The 22,503-nt window shown below is 61.4% G+C and carries 15 protein-coding genes and 1 pseudogene; 12 read left to right on the top strand and 4 right to left on the bottom strand.

The window, feature by feature from the left end:
• Positions 1–825 precede the first annotated feature (825 nt).
• Complete coding sequence (locus tag ABH944_RS28785; RefSeq protein WP_404610665.1) at positions 826–1,878, top strand: extracellular solute-binding protein; 1,053 nt, start codon at positions 826–828, stop codon at positions 1,876–1,878.
• A 92-nt stretch (positions 1,879–1,970) separates the two neighbouring features.
• Here the strand turns inward: ABH944_RS28785 and ABH944_RS28780 are convergent, their stop codons facing one another.
• From ABH944_RS28780 to argH, 4 genes are all read right to left on the bottom strand, one after another.
• The gene (locus ABH944_RS28780; protein WP_404610664.1) at positions 1,971–2,807 is read right to left on the bottom strand and encodes an ABC transporter substrate-binding protein; all 837 of its coding nucleotides are present in this window, start codon (positions 2,805–2,807) and stop codon (positions 1,971–1,973) included.
• A gap of 78 nt (positions 2,808–2,885) precedes the next feature.
• Positions 2,886–3,650 carry an amino acid ABC transporter ATP-binding protein gene (locus ABH944_RS28775; RefSeq protein ID WP_404610663.1) on the bottom strand — a complete coding sequence of 255 codons (765 nt, stop codon included), beginning with the start codon at positions 3,648–3,650 and terminating at the stop codon, positions 2,886–2,888.
• A gap of 31 nt (positions 3,651–3,681) precedes the next feature.
• On the bottom strand, positions 3,682–4,566 hold the full coding sequence (locus tag ABH944_RS28770) for an amino acid ABC transporter permease (protein ID WP_404610662.1): 885 nt from the start codon (positions 4,564–4,566) through the stop codon (positions 3,682–3,684).
• On the bottom strand, positions 4,560–5,993 hold the full coding sequence (gene argH / locus ABH944_RS28765) for an argininosuccinate lyase (protein WP_404610661.1): 1,434 nt from the start codon (positions 5,991–5,993) through the stop codon (positions 4,560–4,562). The genes ABH944_RS28770 and argH overlap by 7 nt, the downstream gene beginning before the upstream one ends.
• 189 nt (positions 5,994–6,182) lie before the next feature.
• On the opposite strand from argH, the gene ABH944_RS28760 reads away from it, so the two are divergent.
• From ABH944_RS28760 to ABH944_RS28710, 11 genes and pseudogenes are all read left to right on the top strand, one after another.
• Positions 6,183–7,061, top strand: coding sequence for a LysR substrate-binding domain-containing protein (locus ABH944_RS28760; RefSeq protein WP_404610660.1), 879 nt, complete (start codon positions 6,183–6,185; stop codon positions 7,059–7,061).
• A 324-nt stretch (positions 7,062–7,385) separates the two neighbouring features.
• A complete protein-coding gene (locus tag ABH944_RS28755; RefSeq protein WP_404610659.1) occupies positions 7,386–10,628 on the top strand; it encodes an efflux RND transporter permease subunit in 3,243 nt (1,080 codons plus the stop codon).
• Between the two features lie 15 nt (positions 10,629–10,643).
• On the top strand, positions 10,644–11,867 hold the full coding sequence (locus ABH944_RS28750) for an efflux RND transporter periplasmic adaptor subunit (RefSeq protein WP_404610658.1): 1,224 nt from the start codon (positions 10,644–10,646) through the stop codon (positions 11,865–11,867).
• Positions 11,868–11,920: 53 nt separating this feature from the next.
• Positions 11,921–13,381, top strand: a complete 1,461-nt coding sequence (locus ABH944_RS28745) for an efflux transporter outer membrane subunit (protein ID WP_404610793.1) — start codon at positions 11,921–11,923, stop codon at positions 13,379–13,381.
• A gap of 129 nt (positions 13,382–13,510) precedes the next feature.
• On the top strand, positions 13,511–14,197 hold the full coding sequence (locus ABH944_RS28740) for a heavy metal response regulator transcription factor (protein ID WP_031363551.1): 687 nt from the start codon (positions 13,511–13,513) through the stop codon (positions 14,195–14,197).
• Entirely contained in the window at positions 14,194–15,654 is a 1,461-nt protein-coding gene (locus tag ABH944_RS28735) for a heavy metal sensor histidine kinase (protein WP_404610657.1), read from the top strand. The genes ABH944_RS28740 and ABH944_RS28735 overlap by 4 nt, the downstream gene beginning before the upstream one ends.
• Positions 15,655–16,160: 506 nt before the next feature.
• On the top strand, positions 16,161–17,312 hold the full coding sequence (locus ABH944_RS28730) for an extracellular solute-binding protein (RefSeq protein WP_404610792.1): 1,152 nt from the start codon (positions 16,161–16,163) through the stop codon (positions 17,310–17,312).
• 104 nt (positions 17,313–17,416) lie between these two features.
• Positions 17,417–18,496 (top strand): ABC transporter ATP-binding protein, encoded by a 1,080-nt coding sequence (locus ABH944_RS28725; RefSeq protein WP_404610656.1) that lies wholly within the window; start codon positions 17,417–17,419, stop codon positions 18,494–18,496.
• Entirely contained in the window at positions 18,493–19,383 is an 891-nt protein-coding gene (locus ABH944_RS28720; RefSeq protein ID WP_404610655.1) for an ABC transporter permease, read from the top strand. The genes ABH944_RS28725 and ABH944_RS28720 overlap by 4 nt, the downstream gene beginning before the upstream one ends.
• Positions 19,383–20,318 carry an ABC transporter permease gene (locus ABH944_RS28715; protein ID WP_404610654.1) on the top strand — a complete coding sequence of 312 codons (936 nt, stop codon included), beginning with the start codon at positions 19,383–19,385 and terminating at the stop codon, positions 20,316–20,318. The genes ABH944_RS28720 and ABH944_RS28715 overlap by 1 nt, the downstream gene beginning before the upstream one ends.
• A gap of 924 nt (positions 20,319–21,242) precedes the next feature.
• A pseudogene (locus ABH944_RS28710) lies at positions 21,243–22,503 on the top strand (hypothetical protein); the annotation flags it as partial.

Below are 22,503 nucleotides of genomic sequence, written 5' to 3'. Positions count from 1 at the left end.
CGGATTTTCTCTTTATCACTATTAGCCACTGTGCGTGGCGGCACGTCATTTCTTTGTCCAAAGCGACAAAGAAACGAAGCAAAGAAAACGCTTTCAAACCACGCTACCCTAAGTGTCCACAGCGTGCAGTTTCTATTCATAGGTGCCCCAAAAGCACGGTGCTCGCCAGAGCGACGGATGTGTGAACCCCTCTTTCTCGCGAATCCTGACATGAACACGCTTCGCCACCAGTGCTCTCGGGCAAGCACCAGCACCCCACGGTCAGCACGGCCTCACGCGTTTTTGGACCTTGTTTCTCCGTGGGTTGGCGACGTGGTTCGACGTGCGTACAAATTCGGTGGGAGGTTGTCCGCGGATAGCGCGGGGTGGTCCTTGGGCAGGTTCAATCACTGGTGGCGAAGCGTGTGGGTATCCGTGTTCGGAGAAGGAGGGGTTCACACATCCTTCGCTCTGGCGAGCACCGTGCTTTTGGGGCACCCATGAATTGGAACTGCACGCTGTGGACACTTAGGGTAGTGCGGTGAAAGCGTTTTCTTTGCTTCGTTTCTTTGTCGCTTTGGACAAAGAAATGACGTGCCGCCACGCACAGTGGCTAATAGTGATAAAGAGAAAATCCGACTCATGCAGACCGCTAACACCGAAAGCAGCAACCCGGCACTGACTCCGACCGCTAACCCCAGAACCTACAACCCGGCACTGACCCCGACCGCTAACCCAAGAACCTATCAACCTGGCGCCAACCCCTCCGCCCATCCCCAAAACCAAAAACCCAAGACATTTTCAAGAAGTACGAACGAAACCACCCTGTTAGAAGGAGATCAGTAAATGAAAGCATTTCATACAGTAGCCAGCGTGGGCATAGCCGCCTTGTGCGCCGCAGCCCTCTCCACCCCCGCGCAAGCCGACGACAAGACCATATACATCGGCATGAACGGCGGTGCGATGGAAAAGGCCTACACGAGCGAGGTCCTGCCCGAATTTGAAAAGGCCAATAACGTAAAAGTGGTCGTGGTCCCAGGCACATCCTCAGACATTCTCGCCAAGCTGCTGGCGAACAAAGCCAAGCCGCAAATCCACGTGGTGTTCCTCGACGACGGCGTGATGGCGCGTGCAGTCAGCATGGGCGTCTGCCAGAAACTCAACGACACCCCCGAGCTCAAGCAGCTCTATCCGTTCGCGCGGATGAAGGACGACATCGGCGCGGGCGTGCAGCTCGGCATGACCGGCATTGCGTACAACACGAAACTCTTCACGGCAAATGGCTGGGCGCCGCCCACGTCATGGCTCGATTTCGCCGACCCGAAATACAAGGACAAAGTGGTATTCCAGTCGGCATCGAGCAGCACGTTCGGCCTGCACGGTTTCCTGATGATCAACCGGCTTGAAGGCGGGTCGGAGAAGAACGTCGAACCCGGCTTCACGAAATGGCAAAGCACCGTGGGCCGGAACGTGATCGAGTACATCCCCAACTCCGCGAAGATCTCGGAGATGGTGCAAACGGGCCAAGCCGGCCTGTTCCCGCTCACGCCGACCGCCGTGGGCGACCTGCAGGCGAAGGGCATTCCGGTTGCCTACGTGAACCCGAAGGAAGGTCCGGTGTTGTTGCTGGTCGATGAATGCGTGGTGGCGAACAACCCCGATCCGGTCCTCGCACAAAAACTCGCGGCGTTCATGATCTCGGCATCCGCGCAAAGCAAGGCAGCGAGCGCCGGCCGCCAGATCCCGACCAACCGCCAGGCAACCATGCCCGACTCGATGCAGAAACAACTGGGCAACCTCGACGAGCTGGTCAAGAAGGTCAACGTGGTGGACTGGGACGTGATCAACGCGAATCGTCCGCAGTGGGACGCGCGCTGGAACCGTCAGATCGAACGGTAACCTGAAGCTGGATTGAAACGGGCGTTGTCAGGGAGTGCCCCGACAACGCCCGTTTTACGTTGTGTGCGTCAATCAAGCGTAACGGTCCGCTCTTACTCCTGCGAGTTGATGATGACCTTCGACACCGCATGCTCCTGCAAGCCCCATTTCTTCAGGATCTTTGCATAGGTGCCGTCGGCGATCAGCTTGCCGAATGCCTGGCTTATCGTATCGTTCAAGGCCGGGCTGCTCTTCGCCATGCCAATTGCGGTGTATTGCGACATAAACGGCTGGCCGATCGGCGCATACGCATCTTTCTCAAGGGTGTTCTGATACGGCAGCGTCTCACCGCCTTGCACGGCGGCATCAATCCGTCCCTGGCGCAACTGCAGACGTGCGTCGGCCGAACCATCCGTTCCCACCACGACTACAGCAGGCTTTCCAGCCTTCACGCAATGCTCATCGCTCCATGTCTTGATGTCGTCAGGCCAGGACGTGCGGCGGCTCGTGCCCACGTGCTTGCCGCACACCGATTCGATCGACGGGAAGTCGCCCGCGTGCGTCCTCAACGTATAAAACTGCGGCCCGCTCTTGATGTAGTCGAGGAAGTTGACCGCGTCGCGGCGCGTCGGCAAGTCCGTCATTCCCGACAGGATCACATCCACGCGATGAGTGGTCAGCGCGCTCATCATCTGGTCGAAGTTGGTCTCTTCCCACTTCAGTTTCACACCCATCTTCGCAGCCAGCGCCACGCCGAGATCGACGTCGAAGCCGGTCAGTTCATCGGTTGCGGGGTCCTTGTACTCGAACGGCGGATAGTTCGGCACGATGGCGGCCGTGAGCGTGCCGTTGCCCCCCACGGGCGTCTGGGCGAGGGCCAACGACGAGCCAAGCGAAACAGCACTGAACGCGAGGGTGACAAGGGTTCGCCGGAACAAGGAATTCATCATAAAAGTCGCCTGCACATGAGGTTGACGGAAGGGGCCCGAAAGCCGGGGGAAAACCGTTGCCATGCGTTCCTGATCAAACTAGGACAGCACCGCCGAAATAAACTCCTGAGTACGCTGCTGCTGCGGTCGCGAGAGCACCTGTTCGGGCGTGCCGATTTCGACCACCTTGCCCTGGTCCATGAACACCACGCGGTTCGCCACTTCGCGCGCAAAGCCGAGTTCGTGCGTGACAACGATCATCGTCATGCCGCTCTTGGCCAGGTCGCGCATGACGCTCAGCACTTCGCCCACGAGTTCGGGGTCGAGGGCGGAGGTGGGTTCGTCGAAGAGCATGAGCTGGGGATGCATTGCCAGCGCGCGTGCAATGGCTACACGCTGCTGCTGGCCGCCGGACAACTCGACCGGAAACGCGTCGCACTTGTGTCCGAGTCCGACGCGCGTGAGCAGCGCGCGGGCTTCTTCAACAGCCGCGGACTTTTTCTTCTTCAAGACCTGGACCGGTCCTTCGATCACGTTTTCCAGCGCCGTCATGTGCGGAAACAGGTTGAAGCGCTGGAACACCATGCCGGTCGCAAGACGTTGCCGCGCCATCTGCTTTTCAGACAGCGGGTACAGCTTCTTCTCGACACGCCGGTATCCGACCAGTTCGTCATTCACCCACAGCGCGCCGCCGGTGATCGTCTCGAGTTGGTTGATGCAGCGCAGGAAGGTGCTTTTGCCCGAACCCGATGGTCCGATGATGCACAGCACTTCGCCCTTCGCGACATCGAGATTGATGCCGTGCAGCGCCTGGAATTCGCCATAGGACTTGCGCAGGTCGACCGCTTTGACTAGTGGGTTCATGGTTGCCTGGGCTCGCGTAGGAGTGGGCTGCTTACTGTTTCGCGGATGCACGTCCCGCGCCACGCGCGAAGCGCAATTCGACTCGCGACTGCAGCAGGGAAAGAACCGTGACAATGACGAGATACCAGACGCCCGCGACCATCAGCAATTCGATCACGCGAGCGTTCGCGTAATAGATGTTCTCGGCGTTGTGCAGCATTTCCGCGTACTGGATCACGCTGGCCAGCGAGGTCAGCTTGGCCATGCCGATCAGCTCGTTGCCAATAGGCGGCACGATCACGCGCATGGCCTGCGGCAGGATCACACGGCGCAGCGCCTGGAGCCTCGGCATGCCGATCGATTTCGCGGCTTCGTACTGGCCGGTGTCTACCGAGAGCAATCCCGCGCGCACGACTTCCGATGTGTAGGCACCCTGGTTGATCCCGAGTCCGAGCAGCGCGGCGAGGAACGGCGTCATGATGTCGACCGTGCGAAACTCGAACAGGCCGGGAATGCCCATGACCGGAAACACCAGCGCCAGGTTGAACCACAACAACAGTTGTAGGATCACCGGCGTGCCGCGAAACAGCCACACGTAACCATGCGCGACCGCGCGAAGGACCGGGTTGGTCGAGAGCCGCATGATCGCGATGATCACGCCAAGCACAATACCCAGTGCCATCGCGAGGATGGTCATGATGATGGTATTGCCGAGGCCGGTGAGGATCGACTTGGCTGTCAGGAAACGTCCTACAACAGCCCATTCGATCTGCCCGCGCGCAAACGCCACCACCACGTACGCCACGATCGCGAGGATCACGGCCGAAGCGAGATAGCGCCCGTAATAGCGCCGCGGCACATGTTCGAAGTGCGAGATATCGGTGAAGCTGTCGGCGTTGCCGGACGCCGGTGCCCGGTCGTTCGATGCGCTCAGCATGAAGGTCCCTTGTAGTAAGCCGCCCATGCGACCTGTTCTTCAATAGCGCTGCGCAGGCGCGCGATCTGTTCGGCCACGCGTACCGGCGCCGTGCCGCCATATCCGCTGCGTGCCGCCACCGCGGCATCCAGCGTGACGTGATCGAGGACGCCGGGTTCAAGCCGTGCGTCGACCGTTGCAAGGGTTGCCACGGACACGTCGCCCAGTTCGATGCCTTGCTGTTCGCAGGCCCGCACCAGTGCACCGGTGATCTCGTGCGCTTCGCTGAACGGCACGCCGCGCAACGCGAGCCAGTCCGCGACTTCGGTGGCGAGCGTAAACCCGAGCGGCGCCTGACGCCGCATTTCATCCACGTTCACGTGCATGGTGCTGATCATACCGGCCATCGCGGGGAGCACGAGTTCGAGTGTATCGATACTGTCGAATGCGGCGATCTTGTCTTCCGCAAGATCGCGGTTATACGCAAGCGGCAGCGACTTGAGTGTCGCCAGCAAGCCGCTCAGGTTGCCGATCAACCGGCCCGCCTTGCCGCGTGTCAACTCCGCGATATCCGAGTTTTTCTTCTGCGGCATGATCGAGCTGCCGGTCGCATAGGCATCGTCGAGTTCGACCCAGCGAAACTGCCGCGAGGTCCACAGGATCACTTCTTCCGAAAGCCGCGACAGGTTGACCGCGAGCATGCTGGTGATGAACGTGAACTCGGCAACGTGGTCGCGCGAGGCGACCGCGTCGATAGAGTTCTCGCACGGGCCGTCGTAGCCGAGTTCCTGCGCGGAGAGATCGGCACGCAAGCAGATTGCGGACCCCGCAAGTGCCGCCGCGCCCAGCGGTGAACGTGCGCTGCGCCGGTCCCAGTCCACCAGCCGGTCGACATCGCGATAAATGGACTGCGCATGCGCGAGCAACTGGTGCGCAAACACAATAGGCTGCGCCGGCTGCAAATGCGTGAAGCCTGCGGTGACGGTTTCCACGTGCGCCTCGGCCTGCTCGACCAGCGCGCGCTGCAATTCGATCACGGCCAGCGCAAGCTTGCGAGCCTTGTCGCGCAGATACAAACGCAGGTCGTTAGCCGCCTGGTCGTTGCGCGAGCGGCCGGCACGCAGCTTCCCGCCGATCGCCTTGAGCCGTTGCGTCAGTTCGCGTTCGAGGAAGGTATGGACGTCTTCGTCGGCAAGAATCGGGGCGAGCTCACCCGCGACGAACTCGGTTTCTATTTGCTGCATGGCGTCGAGCAATTGCTGAAGCTCGTCGGCGGTGAGAATACCGGCTCGTTTCAGCTCGTTTGCATGAGCGCGCGAACCGGCGAGATCGTAGGGGGCGAGACGGAAGAAGCTTGGGTCCGAACGGGACAGGTTTTCCAGCGCCGGCGAAGGTCCTGATTTGAAGCGGCCGCCCCAGAGGCGTTCGGTTGTGTCGGTAGTGTTCATGCGCGTTGCCCAGGTTTGCATAAGGAATCGTTTCGAAGCGTTTCGGGATGAGGCTTGGTTCACGGCTCGTCGCCGATGATGCCTAGCTTACGCAAACAAATTTTTTGCTTGTAGGGAGAATTAAATTCGCTTTAAATCAAATTTTTCTCAGCATCGTTCCGGTTGTTCCACGCTTTTGCAGGCTTCCTCATGCGCCATCGGCTGCCCCCGCTCAATCCCCTGCGCGCGTTCGAAGCAACGGCGCGGCACGGGACGGTTGCAAGCGCCGCCGAAGAGCTCAACGTCACGGCAAGCGCGGTCAGCCATCAGGTGCGTGTGCTGGAGAGCACCCTTGGCGTGGCCTTGTTCATCCGCTCGAAGGCACGGGTGAAACTGACGCCCGCAGGCGAGGCGCTGCTGCAACCGGTCAAGAACGCGTTCGACATGATTGCGACAGCCGTTGTCAGGCTGGATTCGCCGGTCATTGCGGGCGACCTGGTGGTGTCGGCGCCGCTGTTGTTCACTACGCGCTGGCTCGCAAGGCACATTGGCGACTTCCTCGAGCAGTTCCCCGCAGTCAACTTGAAACTGATTCCATCTAACGACGACAAGGAAATCTATTCGTCCGATGTCGACCTTTGCGTTCGATACGGCGAGGGCCGCTGGCGTGATCGCGACGTCAAGATGATCACGCATCCGGTCCTGTTCCCCGTCGTGAGTCCGGCATTGATGAACGGGCCGCGCGCGCTTCGCACGGTGCAGGACCTGGCTAACCGGACCTTGTTCTGCGAGTACGCCGAGTCGTGGATGCGATGGCTGGCGGAGGCGTCGGCGGACAAGCTGGAAGGTTTGCGGATCCTCGAAATTGGCATTGCGCATGTAGGTATTGAAGCCGCGGTGCGGGGACAAGGCGTAGCATTGGGCGATAGCTTTTCCGTACGCGACGATCTCGCCGATGGCACCCTCGTGCGTCCATTCCGGTTTACCGTGCCGGCCAAGCATGCGTACTACTGGGTGTGTCGTCACGAGCTGACGGAGGCGCCGCTGGTGGCGGCGTTTGTATCGTGGGTGGACTCGAAACTGGCGTGACGTCTTCTATTTTTTTTGGATAAGAAAAGCAGCCTGATTGCGCGAAAACGTTTGCCTATGGAAAACCCGCAGATGCTCCCGCGCTTCCTGACATTTCTGCCATTTTGGCGCCATCTGGGTGTTGGCACCTGCCCGTTAAGATCGGGGCGTGAGTTACCTGTCACGTGTCGTTGGTTGTTGTCGACTGTCTGAGGGACCACATGGCTTCGGGCCGCAATCAATCCGGCTCGCCGTGTGCAAAACAGTACCTGATGGCCTTGCCTGAACGGTGTCGTTGCATCCCAGCGGTTCATTTTCATTCCTGCTTTTTTCGAGCGCGCCTCAATGTGGATCGTCAACGTTGCGCTGAAGCGGCCTTACACGTTTATCGTGATGGCCATCCTGATCCTGTTGGCGACGCCGTTTGCGCTCCTGACAACGCCGGTCGACGTCCTGCCGGATATCAACATTCCTGTCGTCAGCATTATCTGGAATTACACGGGCCTGTCAGCCGAGGACATGGCCGACCGCATCACGCAAGTCAACGAGCGCAGTCTCACCACGACCGTCAACGACATCGAGCACATTGAGTCGCAGTCGTTGCCCGGCATCGCGATCCTGAAGATATTCCTGCAACCCACCGCGAACATCCAGACCGCCATTGCGCAGACGGTAGCGGTCGAGCAGGCGCAGCTGAAGCAAATGCCGCCAGGCGCCACGCCGCCGCTTGTGATCAGCTATTCGGCCTCCAGTATCCCGGTGATCCAGTTGGGATTGTCCAGTCCCACGCTGTCCGAGCAGAATCTGAACGACACCGCGCTGAACTTCCTGCGACCGCAACTGGTGACCATTCCCGGCGCGGCCGTGCCTTATCCCTATGGCGGTAAAAGCCGCCTGATTTCAGTCGATCTGGATACACGCGCACTGCTGGCGAAAGGCCTGACGCCGTCTGACGTGGTCAGCGCCTTCAACGCGCAGAACCTGATCCTGCCCACCGGCACGGCCAAGATCGGGATGAAGGAATATACGATCAACATGAATGGCTCGCCGGCCACCATCGACGCGCTGAACGACATTCCGGTACGCACGTTGAACGGCGCGACCACCTACCTGAAGGAGGTGGCCCATGTGCGCGATGGCTTCTCTCCGCAGACGAATATCGTGCGCCAGGACGGACATCGCGGTGTGCTGATTTCGGTGCTTAAAAACGGCAGCGCGTCGACGCTGTCCATTGTCGATTCGCTCTATGCGCTGTTACCGAATGCCCGGGCGTCGCTGCCGCAGGATCTGAAAATCACGCCGCTTTTCGATCAGTCCGTGTTCGTCAAGGCGGCAGTGCAGGGCGTGATTCGCGAAGCGCTGATCGCCGCCGCACTGACGGCCGCGATGATCCTGCTGTTCCTCGGCAACTGGCGCAGCACCTGCATCATCGCGGTCTCCATTCCGCTGTCGATCCTCTCGTCCTTGCTTGTGCTGCATGCGCTCGGCCAGACCATCAACATCATGACGCTGGGCGGGCTAGCGCTTGCGGTGGGTATCCTGGTGGACGATGCAACGGTGACCATCGAGAACATCGAGCGGCACTTGCACATGGGCACGGACCTGCACGAGGCAATCCTTGAAGGGGCCGGCGAAATTGCAGTTCCCGCTCTGGTCTCCACGCTGTGTATCTGTATTGTGTTCGTGCCGATGTTCTTCCTGACCGGCGTGGCGAAATTCCTCTTCGTGCCGCTCGCCGAAGCCGTGGTGTTCGCCATGCTCGCGTCCTACATCCTGTCGCGTACGCTGGTGCCTACACTCGCCATGCTGCTGATGGGCCACGCGCACAAGCCGAAGAACGGATCGAAGCCGAATCTGTTCATGCGTTTGTATCACCGTTTCGATGCCGGCTTCGAGCGCATGCGCGCTACCTACATCGTGATCCTGAGTACGCTGCTCGTGCGGCGCCGGATGTTCGCATCGGCGTTTCTCGGCTTTTGCGTGCTGTCGGTGTGCCTCGTGTTCGTGCTTGGCGAGGACTTCTTCCCGACAGTCGACGCGGGCGACATCCGCCTGCATATGCGTGCGCCGACCGGCACGCGGATCGAGGAAACCGCGCGGTTGGCGGACCATGTCGAAGAGGTGGTGCGGCAGATCGTGCCGGCGGCTCAACTCAACACGATCCTCGATAACCTCGGCTTGCCGTATAGCGGCATCAACCTGTCGTACAGCAACGCGGGCACGATCGGCACGCTCGACGGCGAGATCCAGGTGGCGCTGAAGCCCGACCACGATCCTACGGCGAACTTCGTGGACAAGTTGCGCGCCGTGCTGCCGCAGCGTTTTCCGGGAGTTGAATTTTTCTTCCAGCCTGCGGACATCGTGACGCAGATCCTGAACTTCGGTCTGCCGGCGGCCATCGACGTGCAGATTTCCGGAGCCGACCAGCAAGGTAATTTCGACGTCGCGGCGAGGCTGATGAAGTCGATCCGCCAGATTCCCGGCACGGTGGACACGCACATTCAGCAGAAGCTCGACGAACCCACGCTCAATCTTCAGATGGATCGCACCCGGCTCCAGCAGCTCAACCTGACCGCGAACAACGTCGCGCAGAATGTGCTGATTTCACTGTCGGGCAGCTCGCAGACATCGCCGGGTTTCTGGTTCAACAACAAGAACGGCGTTGAATATTCTGTCGCTGTGCAGACACCGCAGTACCAGGTTTCATCGATTGACGAGTTGCTGCGCACACCCGTTTCCGGCAGCGCCACCGGGCCCACGCAACTGCTCGGCAATCTTGTGCAGGTCACGCCGAAAAGCCAGTTCGCCGTGGTCACGCACTACAACATCCGTCCGGTCATCGACGTGTTCGTGAGCGTCGAAGGACGCGACCTCGGCAGCATTGCGACGGAGGTCGACAAACTCGTGAACCAGGCCCGCGCAACCCTGCCGCGCGGCAGCCAGATCGTCGTGCGCGGCCAGGTCGCGACCATGCGCTCGTCGTTCTTCGGCCTGGGTGTCGGCGTGGCGATGGCGATCGTGCTGGTGTACCTGCTGATCGTGGTGAATTTCCAGTCGTGGGTCGACCCGCTGATCATTGTCAGCGCGCTGCCGGCGGCGCTTGCCGGTATTGTCTGGATGCTGTTCCTCACCGGCACGCACTTGAGCGTTCCGGCGCTGACCGGCGCCATCATGACCATGGGCGTCGCGACCGCGAACAGTATCTTGATGGTCGCCTTCGCACGCCAGCGGCTGCAAGCCGGCGCACCGCCGCTGACCGCTGCGCTCGAAGCCGGCGCGAGCCGTATCCGGCCGGTGCTGATGACGGCCTTCGCCATGATCATCGGCATGATTCCGATGGCGCTCGGCTTTGGCGAGGGCTCGGAACAAAACGCGCCGCTGGGCCGTGCGGTGATCGGCGGATTGCTGTTTGCTACTGTATCCACACTCTTTTTCGTGCCGCTCGTGTTTGCGGGTATTCACAGCCGGCTGGCGCGGCGGCGTGATCGTTCAGCGGGTGACGGGGACGACCATGGCGGCGGCCATTCAGGTGGCAACCCAGGCCACGATGGCCCGGGCCATGGCACCGGCGAGCATGCTCCAAGTTAAATATGGCTGACTGATATGACTGAAAAAACTCATGCTTCGCTGGCGATTCCTGCAAGGGACACCGAGGACGGGCACGCGTTGCCGCCTCGCGGCCGGGAATGGAAGCGCGCGAAGATCGCCATCATCGTGGTGCTGGTCCTGCTCGTGCTGGGCGCCGGACGCACGGTGGTGTCGGACGTGATGCAAAGCCATTCGGTGGCCGCGACCTCGCAGCAAAATGCGAAGGTGTACGTGAATGTCGTCTTGCCCAAGCAGGCCGTGGGCGGCGGCAACACCTTGCTGCCGGGCACGTTGCGCGGCTACGTGGAGTCGCCTATCTACGCACGCGCTACGGGTTATCTGCTGCACTGGTATGCGGATATTGGCACACGGGTCAAGCAAGGCCAGTTGCTCGCGGATCTCGATACGCCGGAGATCGATCAGGAACTGAAGCAGGCGGTGGCGCAACGCGAGCAGACCGCGTCCAGCCTCGTGCTCGCGAAGAGTTCGTACGAGCGCTGGCAGCAATTGCGTCAACGCGATGCGGTTTCGCAGCAAGAGCTCGATGAACGCCAGAGCACGTATACCCAGGACGTCGCGAATCTTGCCGCCGCCGACGCCAACGTGCAGCGCCTGAAGCAGCTCGAATCGTTCAAGCGTATCGTCGCGCCGTTCACGGGCGTGGTGACGCAGCGCAACGTGGATGTGGGCGATTTGATCGATGCCGGCAGCGGCGCGAGCCGCGCACTCTTCGCGCTGGCGCAGTCGGACCCGCTGAGAGTCTACGTGCAGCTTCCGCAGGCTTATGCACAGAACGTGACGCAAGGGCAGGACGTCGTCGTCACGCAGGCGGAGTTGCCGGGCCAGCAGTTCCACGGCTCGATCGCTCATATCTCCGGCGCAATCGATGTTCCCACCCGTTCGCTGCAGATCGAAGTGCGCCTGCCCAATCCGGACAACAAGCTGCGCCCGGGTGCGTACGTGCAGGTGGCTTTGCCCGCTAGCGTGCGGGCGCCATTGCTGGTGCCGGGCAATACGCTGCTGTTCCGCTCCGAAGGGCCGCGGCTTGCAGTGGTTGACCAGGACGGCAAGGTGAACCTGCGCAAGATCGTGATTGCACAGGACCTGGGGCAGTCGCTGGAAATTGAAAGCGGCATTGAAGCAACCGACAAGATCATCATCAATCCGAGCGATTCCATTGCGGACGGCGACCATGTCCTGATTGCACCGCAACAGGCCGCCAAGAAGGGGACGTCGTGAAGCGCGCGCGCCAGTGGCCGATTCTGCCGGCACGGCTCAATGCCCTCAAGACCGTGTTGGCCAGCACGACCGTGGTGGCATCCGGAGCGGTTCTGCTGTCCGCCTGCACGGTCGGGCCGGACTACAAGCAGCCTCACGCCGATGCACCGCCCGCGTGGCATACCGACTCGTACTGGCGTGTCGCCGAGCCGTCGCATGCGCCGCTCGCGCCGGAATGGTGGACCCGTTTCGGCGATGAGTCGTTGAATGGCTTCGAACAGCAGGCGCTCGCGCAGAACCAGACGCTCGCTGCCGCGAGCGCGCATTACGCGCAGGCGCGTGCGACGCTGGCGAACAACAAGGCGCAGCAAGTTCCGGAGGTCGATCTCGGAGCCAGCGGCTCGCGTTTCCGGATTTCGAAGAGCCGGCCGCTGACCAGCTACTCCACGCCGACCCAGTCGACAGTGCAGAACAATCTCAGTGTCGGTCCGACCATCAACTACGACACCGACCTGTTCGGCCGGATTCGCCGCGAAGTCGAGGGAGCAACAGCGTCCGCCGAACAATCGCGCGACGATCTCGCCAACGCGCGGCTCGTGCTGACCACCGATCTCGCGACCGATTACTTTTCGATGCGCGAACTCGATGCCGAGATCGACGTGCTGAACCGGTCAGTCGTCCTGCAGCAGAAGGCGCTGGATTACGTGACCGCGGAGCATGACCTCGGTTCGGTGTCCGGGCTTGACGTGCTGCAGCAGAAATCCGAACTCGACTCCACGCGGGTCCAGGCGCGCTTGCTGCTCAACCAGCGCGCCCAGTTCGAGCATGCGATTGCTGCGTTGATCGGTGTTCCGGCGCCGCAATTCGCCATTGCGCCGAAGGTGATCGACACCACCGTGCCCGCAATTCCGCTCGGGCTGCCGAGTGACTTGCTGCAGCGGCGTCCCGACATTGCGTCGGCTGAACGCGCGATGGCCGCGGCGAATGCGCAGATCGGCGTGGCGAAGGCCGCGTTTTTCCCGAGCCTTTCGCTGACGCCGGGCATCGGCTGGGAAAGCACGCAGTTCGCCAGCCTGCTGAGCGCGCCCACGCTGATGTGGACGCTTGGCGCGACGCTCTCGCAAGTCGTCTTCGATGGCGGCCGGCGCGCCGCCAACGTCGACTTTGCGAGCGCGGGCTACCAGGCGGCCGAGGCGAACTATCGCCAGACGGTGCTTGACGCGTTCCAGCAGGTGCAGGACGGCGTGACCGGGTTGTCGGTGCTCGATGCAGCGTCGAAAGAGTCGCAAGAGGCCGTGAACGACGCACAGCATTTGCTCGCGCTTGCCAACGATCGTTATTCGGGCGGCCTGGTCGCTTTCCTCGATGTGATCACCGCCCAGCAGTCGCTGCTCACGAGCGAGCGTCAGGATGTGCAGATTCATGGTCAGCAATGGAACCTGTCGGTGTCGCTGGTGAAGGCGCTGGGGGGCGGCTGGGACGTCAACAATGCGGCAGAACTGGAGAAAACGGCGGCAGCCAACCCGTCAAACTGATTGACGTGCGATGACGTGAACTCGCCCGGGTGCCGCTGGCCCGGGTTGTGGAGACCGGGTTTCACCGCTCGCCGCAGGGGGAGACACAGCGTTTTTCTATAATGGGAAGACGTACACAAGAAGGCGCGCATGAAACTGCTCATCGTGGAAGACGAACACAAGGTGGTTGACTACCTGCGCTCCGGGTTGACGGAGCAGGGCTGGATAGTCGACGTAGCCCTTGACGGCGAGGAAGGCACGCATCTCGCGATCGAATTCGACTACGACGTGATCGTGCTCGACGTAATGCTGCCCAAACGCGACGGCTTCAGCGTGCTGAAGTCGCTGCGCGCGCACAAGGCGACCCCCGTCATCATGCTGACCGCCCGCGACCAGATCAACGACCGGGTACGGGGTTTGCGCGAAGGCGCCGACGACTACCTGACCAAGCCGTTCTCCTTCCTGGAACTGGTCGAGCGGCTGCACGCACTGGCGCGCCGCACCCGCGTGCAGGAGTCGACGCTGATCTCGCTGGGCGACCTGTACGTCGACCTGATCGGCCGGCGCGCGACCCGCGACGGTGTGCGGCTGGACCTGACGGCCAAGGAATTCCAGTTGCTGAGCGTGCTGGCGCGCCGCCAGGGGGATATCCTGTCGAAGACGGCGATCACCGAACTGGTCTGGGACGTCAATTTCGACAGCCATACCAATGTGGTGGAAACCGCGATCAAGCGCTTGCGGGCCAAGCTGGACGGCCCATTCCCGACCAAATTACTGCACACGGTGCGCGGCATGGGCTATGTGCTGGAGGTCCGCGAAGAAGCGGGAACATCATGAATCGATCCATCGCCCGGCGTCTGGCTTTCATGTTCGCGGCCGTCGCGCTGTTCGTCTTCACGCTGGTCGGAACCGGGCTTTTCCTGGTGTTGCGCACGCAGCTCGAACTGCATTTGCGGGAGTCGCTCGACGATCGCACGCAGATCGCGCGGATCATCGTCTATCACGCGGTCACGCCTGAAAAGTGGAAGATGGCGCGCGAAAAGCTCACCGACATGACGCCGCGCGACGGCGTCACGCTGTATTCGGTGTGGAGCGCCGATTCGTCCTACCACTTCGGCAAGCCGGTCACCGGGCAGGTCATGGACCGCTGGTCGGGTGGCTACGAACGGGTGCGAACCGGCCCGGGCAGCGAAAACGACATGCTGACCAATACGGTTACGCTTCCCGCTTATGGCCAGCGGCCGGCCGTGATGCTGCAGGTCGCGGCCGGTTATTCGGCCAACGCCCGGACCATGCGCGCCTTCGGCTTTGCGCTGGCCGCCCTGTCCGCCCTGGGCAGTCTCGGGGTGCTGCTGCTGAGTTACTCGGTCACCCGTATCGGGCTTGCGCCGCTCACACGGCTGACCCGGGACGCGTCGGCGGTGAGCCCGAACAATCGCTCGCAGCGGCTGAACACGCGCTCGCTGCCGCTGGAACTCAATGATCTTGCCAATTCATTCAACGGGGCGCTTGAGCGCCTCGATGGCGCATACGGGCGGCTTGAATCGTTCAATGCCGATGTCGCGCACGAGTTGCGTACACCTGTCACCATCCTGATCGGGCAGACCGAGGTGGCGCTGACCCGCAACCGTTCCGTCGACGACCTGCGTCACACGCTGCAGTCGAACCTGGAAGAGTTCGAGCGCATGCGGGCGATCATCAACGACATGCTGTTTCTCGCGCGAGCCGACCAGGGCGAACGGGCGACGGGGCTTGTCGATGCATCGCTTGCCGCGGAAGTCGCGCATACGCTGGAGTTCCTGGAGATTCCGCTCGAGGAGGCGCACGTGCGCGCGGTTGCCACCGGCGACGCGCTCGTGCGGGTGAACAAGTCGCTGTTCGGCCGCGCGTGCATCAACCTCCTGATGAACGCGATCCAGCATTGCACGCCTGGATCGACCATCAAGGTTTCGATCACCCGCGAAGACGATCAGGTGCGCGTGGCGGTGGCCAATCCCGGCGAGCCCATCGAGCGCGCCGTGCTTGACCATCTGTTCGACCGGTTTTATCGCGCCGAGGTCTCGCGGACCAACAGCCGCGAGAACCATGGACTCGGCCTGGCGATCGTCAAGGCGACCGCGGAAATGCATGGCGGCAAGGTGTCCGCGACCAGCGCCGGGGGCGTCAACACGTTTTCGTTCTCGGTCGCAGCGTCTCGTAGCGAACGCGGTAGCGAGCAGGAGAGTACGCCTGAGACGCAGGCTGCCAACGCGCCCGCCAGCGTACCGATGCAGCCGGCCTCGGCAAGTCATTGAGATTGATCCCTGCATAGCTTGCCCGGCGCTTCGCGTGCCGGGGAGCGGCTTTTTCGGGCAATAATCGTCTTTAATCGTCCTTCCCGTGTTACTCAACGCGGTGCCCCGTTGTGCGCTTAAAAGATAGGTTGTCGTACAACAAGAGAGATTATATTTACGCCGATGTCCGATGCCGCGCTGCTTTCGGCCGATCTGGTTCGGCTCTGGTTCAAATCGTGGGAACGGCCACCCGTAAAGCTAAAGATGAGATTTATCCGACCTTTCCAGAGACATCGAAGTCATCGCGATTAGGGGTTTACGGTGATAGAAAGCGCGCGTCTTCACGGTTATGTTCTCATACGACAACATACATCGATAAATGCGCCGCGAAACTGACTTTGCTGCGGTCCATTTGTGTCGCGCGGCCGGCATCGGCCTTAATCGATCCGCAATAAAATCCATACAAAGAGCGAGGAGACGAAATGATTCTGTCCGGCCGTTTGTCGGCGAAGCTGGGGGTGCTGCGCATGGCGTTGAGCGCCGTGGCGGCGGTCACCGCGGTGTCTATGGTTACCGCATCTGCCGCGTACGCGGCGGACCCGGTGGCGATCAACATCGTGGACGTTGCGGGGAATCTGCAACTGACCCAGAAGGCGTTCGAGGCCTTCAAGGAGAAGTACCCGCAACTCGTCTCCAACATCACGTTCACCAACGCACCCGCGCCGCAGTTGCCCGGCAAGATCAAGGCGATGCAGGCAGCCGGCCGCTCGGATATCGACCTCGTGCTGACCGGCACGGACGCGCTTGCCGCAGGTATCGAACAAAAGCTCTGGATGAAGCTGCTGCCGGATCAAGCCGCGGCGTTCCCCGGCGTACTCGATAAATACGCGCCCGGCCCGCGCAAGATGCAGGATCTGGCGCAAGGCTACGGGATTGAAGTGACCTATATGCCGGCGGGTCCGCTGATCGAATACAACCCCGCCAAGGTGACCGATCCGCCGAAAACGCCGGAGCAATTGCTCGCATGGTGCAAGGCGCATCCGGACAAGCTGATCTATGCACGCCCCGCTAATTCCGGTCCTGGCCGCACGTTCCTGATGGGCCTGCCGTATGTGCTCGGCGACAAGAATCCGCAGGATCCAATCAACGGCTGGGACAAGACCTGGGCGTTCCTCAAGCAACTGAACGACTGCATTCCGTATTACCCGGGCGGTACGTCGGCGGTGATGAAGGAACTCGGCGAAGGCTCGCGCGACATGACGGTGACCGTGACCGGCTGGGACATCAACCCGCGCGCGCTCGGCCTCGTGCCGGCGGAATACAAGGTCCAGGCCTTCGACAACATGACGTGGGTCAACGACGCCCATTACATGGTGATCCCGAACGGCGTGCCGAAAGAAAAGCTCGACGTCATCTACAAGATGATGAACTTCCTGCTTGAACCCGCGCAGCAGGCCATGACCTTCGACGACGGTTATTTCTATCCGGGTCCGGCAGTGAAGGGCGTGACTATCGACCAGGCCCCGGCGAAGAGCCAGGAGGTCATCAAGAAGTACGGCCGGCCGGAATACGCGAAGCTGCTTGCCGACCGTCCGCATGTGGTGCCGCTCAGCGCTGCTGCGATGGTCGCCGCATTCCAGAAGTGGGACCGCGAGATCGGCTCGCAGAAGTCGAAGTAATTTGGATGCCGAAGTAACGAGTGCGTGTTTTAACGGCCGTGCGGCGGCTTGATGATTGCGTCAAGCCCGTCGCACGGCGTTGTTCTTAGTCTCAGGAACCTGCCATGAAGCATCAGTTTGATGAGTTGCGTCTTGATTCGGTCAGCCGCAATTTCATGAACGCCGAAGGTCAGGCGGTCGCGGCGCTCCGTGGTCTCGCCTTGAACATCCAGCGCGGCGAATTCATCGCGTTGCTGGGGCCGTCCGGATGCGGCAAGTCGACGGCGCTCAATTGCATCGCCGGTTTGCAACCGCTGACCGGCGGACGGATCTGGCTTGACGACCAGCGTATTGATGTCCTGCCGCCGGAAAAACGCGGCTTCGGCATGGTGTTCCAGAACTACGCGCTGTTTCCGCATATGTCCGTGCTCGACAACGTCGGCTTCGGCCTGAAGATGCGCGGCGTGGCCAAGAGCGAAGCTGCCCGTCGCGCGTATGAAGCGTTGCAGATGGTGCAGCTCGTCGGCCAGGAGAAGAAGCTGCCGGGGCAGTTATCCGGTGGGCAGCAGCAGCGGGTTGCCATCGCCCGGGCGATTGTGATCGAACCGGCGCTCGTGCTGATGGACGAACCGTTGTCGAACCTGGATACCAAGCTGCGCATTGAAATGCGCGCCGAGATCCGGCGCATTCACAGCCAGCTCGGACGCGCGACGATCTACGTGACCCACGATCAGGACGAAGCGCTCTCGATGGCCGACCGCATTGTCGTGATGCGTGAGGGCACCGTGCAGCAGGTTGCGTCGCCGAAAGAAATCTATGAACGGCCCGGCAATCTGCATGTCGCGCGCTTCATGGGGTATCGGAACGTGGCTCAATTTACGCTCGAGGGCATGCAGGGTGAAGGGGTTGCCGTGAGCGCGGACGGCGTGCGGCTGATCGGCATGCCGATGGCCGGTTTCGACAGCAAGCGCGTGAGTGTTGCCATGCGTCCCGAAGACCTGGAACGCGCCGCGTCTGGAGCTGAAAATGCGTTTGATGCAGAGGTGCTGACGGTGGAATACGGGGGGCACGATTCGCTGATCCGCGTGAAGGCTGCGTTCGGCAATCTGTGGGCGCGTGTGACGGGTGATGTGGCAGTAGGTGAACCCATTTGCCTGCGGGTTCCGCCATCGCGCACGCTGGTGTACGACGGGGAAACGCCATGAACTCGCCAACCGTTCCGACCTCTCCGCTCCCTTCCGCAGTCCCCCGCGACGCGAAGGCGTGGCTGGTTTCTCCCGCGCTGATCTTCATCCTCGCGCTGTTTGTTTATCCGTTCGTGTACGGCCTAGTGCTGTCGTTCCAGCCGATGAACGGCGGCTCCACGTTCGCCAACTACATCGCCTTTTTCACCGATACGGCGATGTGGCCCACCATCATCGTCACCTTGAAGCTTGCGGTGCCGGCAACGATCATCAACGTGGGTTTGTCGGTTCCGGTTGCATTCGCTTTGCGCCGGAATTCACCGTATCAGAAGTTCGTGACCACGCTGCTGGTGATTCCCGTGACATTGGGCACTGTGTTGATCGCTGATGGCATGCTGACTTACTTTGGCCCGAACGGCTGGTTCTCGCAGGCGGTGCACGGGCTGCACTTATATAGCGACGAAGTCCGTCTAACGCATAACTACTGGGGCGTGTTGATATCGTTGATCGTTTCGGGCTTTCCGTTCGCCTTTCTGTTGACGCTTTCGTATGTGACCGGCATCGATCCGACGCTGGCGCGTGCTGCGGCAACCCTGGGTGCGAGCCCGTGGGAACAGTTTCGGCAGATCTACCTGCCGCTGCTGATGCCTGGGCTGACCATGGCCGCGTGTCTGTCGTTCGTGCAGGCGTTCTCGGTGTTTCCGTCGGCGGTGCTGCTCGGCGCGCCTGCCGGACCCACGCGTGTGATCTCGATTGCCGCGGCCGAAGCCGCCTTCGAAAGCTACGATTATTCGCTCGCCTCCGCGATCGCGATGGTGATGGGCTTTGTACAGTTGCTGGTGGTTGCAGGCATGCTGAGCGCGCGCCGCTTCTTCTACACAGGTCCGGTGACCGGAGGTAAAGGCTGATGGCGACCGATAATCATGCACCTGCCTGGACGGCTTCCACTCATGCCTCGGCTCCTCGCAACAGCCGCAACGACGGCGCACAACCGGCCAAGCCGATGAAACCGCGTGTCAGTCTCGGGGACCGGCTCTGGAAGATATTCGTCTGGGGCGCGATGGCGTTCTTCCTGTTCAACGTCCTGTTGCTGATTGCGACCGTTGCCGTCAACTCGGTTGCGACACGCTGGTTCGGCACGCTCTTGCCGCCCGGGTTCACGCTGCACTGGTACGCGCAGGCATGGAGCGACTTCCAGCTCGCGAGCGTGTTGTGGGTAACGATCGAGGTGGTTGGCGCGGTGGTGATCCTGTCGATTGCGCTGGGCGTGCCGGCGGCTTACGCGCTTGCCCGCGTGCAATTTCGCGGCAAGCGTTTTGCGATGCTCGTGTTCCTGCTGCCGCTGATGGTGCCGCCCGTCACCTACGGCATTCCGATGGCAACCGTCATGTACAAGGTCGGTCTTGCCGGGACGTTGAGCGGCGTGATCCTTGCGAACCTGGTGCCCGCGCTGCCGTTCGTCATTCTTGTGATGACGCCGTTCATTGAACAGATCGATCCGAATCTTGAAGCAGCCGCACGTATCTTCGGGGCTAACACGGCGAAGTACTTCCGCTATGTGCTGCTGCCGCTGCTGATGCCGGGCATGCTGGCCGCGGGCTTGCTGGTGCTCGTTCGCACGATCGGCATGTTCGAACTGACGTTCTTCACCGCGGGACCGACTACGCAGACGCTGGTGGTCGCGCTGTATTACGCGGTCTTTTCGACGGGCGTGCGCGCGCCTCAATCCATCGATGCAATGGCGATGATCTACATGGCGATCACGCTGGTATGGGTATTGATCGCGCTGCAGTTCGTCAGCCCGACGCAACTGGTCTCGCGCGTCAAGGAACAGCGGCAGTGACAGGCGAGTAGTCGCGACCGCTTGATGCTTGGATGTGGCGAGCGGACGCAAGCAGACGTGTGCGGAGCATTTGAAGCCGCATAACGCGCTTGGCTTGTTTAATCCGGCACCCGCGACGTGCTTGGCCGGCTGTTGAAAAGATCTATGCAGTTGATTACATGACCGCTGCCAGCCGATAGATGTATCGTGGCAGCAGTCATCTCTTTACCCCGCGCTTTACCATCCTTCGTTTTATCTTTTCGGCAATCACGCCGGTGTTTCGACACCCGTCGTTGTGATTCGCGCATGGGTTTCCGGTTGTGTCGCTAACTCCTCACTCTATCTGCAAGACGACGTGGCCGCCACGACGAAAGCATGGTCGTCGATGTCGATGCGTGACCGGCTCAGAACTGAAAAACCCCCTATAAAACAAGGCTTGTATCAGGGTTTTCGATCAGGATGTCGGGTTTTCCATAACGGTTTTTCCGTTGTGCGCAAACGTTCTCTGCGCTCTCTCACACCCTTTCGAACCATCTCCCCCCACTCGCGTGGCACAGCGCACAGAACGCTTTTTCCAGACTGTCATTCTGGAATCACATCGCGTCCCTGATTGACGGGGAATGCGGAATAAAAACGCGTTTAAATCCGGGGGAAATATGAGTACTACTTATAAAAAGAATCTGAAAACTGCGCTTAGAGTGAGCTGCATTGTTATCGCCAGCGCGATTCCGCCAATGGCCAATGCGCAAGCCGGAAGCCCGCCGCTTTCGGCAGCGCCGTTGCTGCCTTGTTACGACAGCCACCACAAGCTGATGGCGGGCAATTGTGGATCCGTGAACGGTGACTATGGCATGGAGTCCGATACATCCAGCTCGCAGGAGTCGGGTTTCGCCGTCGGGGCAGCGACCGGGTCTAACTCCGGCATTGCCTCCGAGGGACACGGTGATGATTCGTCGAGCGGGACTTCGGGCGGCGGTACGGGATCAGGTAGCAAAGGCAAGGGAAGTGGAGGTGGAACTTCGGGAGGCTCTTCGGGTAGCTCTTCGGGCGGTACCTCAAGTAGTGGTTCCGGTAGTGGTTCCGGTAGTGGTTCCGGTAGTGGTTCCGGTAGTGGTTCGGGTAGTGGTGCAGGTAGCGGCGGTGCCGGGGCGAACGGAAGCGGTGGAAGCAGTACGGGTAGTTCGGGCAGCGGTTCGGGTACAGGTGGCTCGGGCACCTCGAACGGTAACGCCGGCGCTGGCGGTGCAGGGTCGGGTAGCAGCGGCGGGACGGGATCTGGTAGCAGCGGTGGACACGGAAGCAGTTCGTCAGGCGGTAGTTCGAGTGGTAGCGGCGCGGGAGCGGGTTCTGGATCGGGTTCAAATGGTGGAAGCGGTGGTGCGGGAGGGAGTGGAAGCGGTGCGTCCGGTAGCGGTTCGAGCGGTAGCGGCGCGGGAGCGGGTAGCGGGTCAGGTTCTAGTGGCGGAAGCGGTGGTTCTGGAGGTAGCGGAGGGAGTGGGAGCGGTGCGTCCGGTAGCGGTTCGGGCGGTAGCGGCGCGGGAGCGGGCAGCGGGTCAGGTTCCAGTGGTGGAAGCGGTGGCGCCGGAGGTAGTGGAAGCGGTAGTGGTGCGTCCGGTAGCGGCGCGGGTGCAGGTAGTGGGTCAGGTTCCAGTGGCGGAAGCGGTGGTTCCGGAAGTGGTGGAGGGAGTGGAAGCGGCAGCGGTGCATCCGGCAGCGGTTCGGGCGGTAGCGGCGCGGGTGCAGGTAGCGGATCAGGTTCCAGCGGTGGGAGCGGTGGGTCCGGAGGTAGTGGCGGGAGTGGAAGCGGCAGCGGTGCGTCCGGTAGCGGTTCGGGTGGAAGTTCAGGGGGCAATTCCGGCGGTAATACGGGCAGTGGATCAGGTCATGGCAACGATGGCGGTCATGGCAACGACGGCGGTCATGGCAACGACGGTGATCATGGTAACAACGGCGGTCGCGGCAGCGATGGAGGTCATGGCAACGACGGCGGTCACGGCAACGACGGCGGTCACGGCAACGACGGCGGTCACGGCAACGACGGCGGTCACGGCAACGACGGCGGTCACGGCAACGACGGCGGTCATGGCAACGACGGTGGTCACGGCAACGATGGCGGTCATGGCAACGACGGTGATCATGGTAACAACGGCGGTCGCGGCAGCGATGGAGGTCATGGCAACGACGGCGGTCACGGCAACGACGGCGG

The organism is Caballeronia udeis, assembly GCF_044909315.1.
Lineage (GTDB): Bacteria > Pseudomonadota > Gammaproteobacteria > Burkholderiales > Burkholderiaceae > Caballeronia > Caballeronia udeis_A.
Note: the sequence above shows the minus strand (reverse complement) of the source record. Positions and strands in the feature narration are given on the sequence as shown.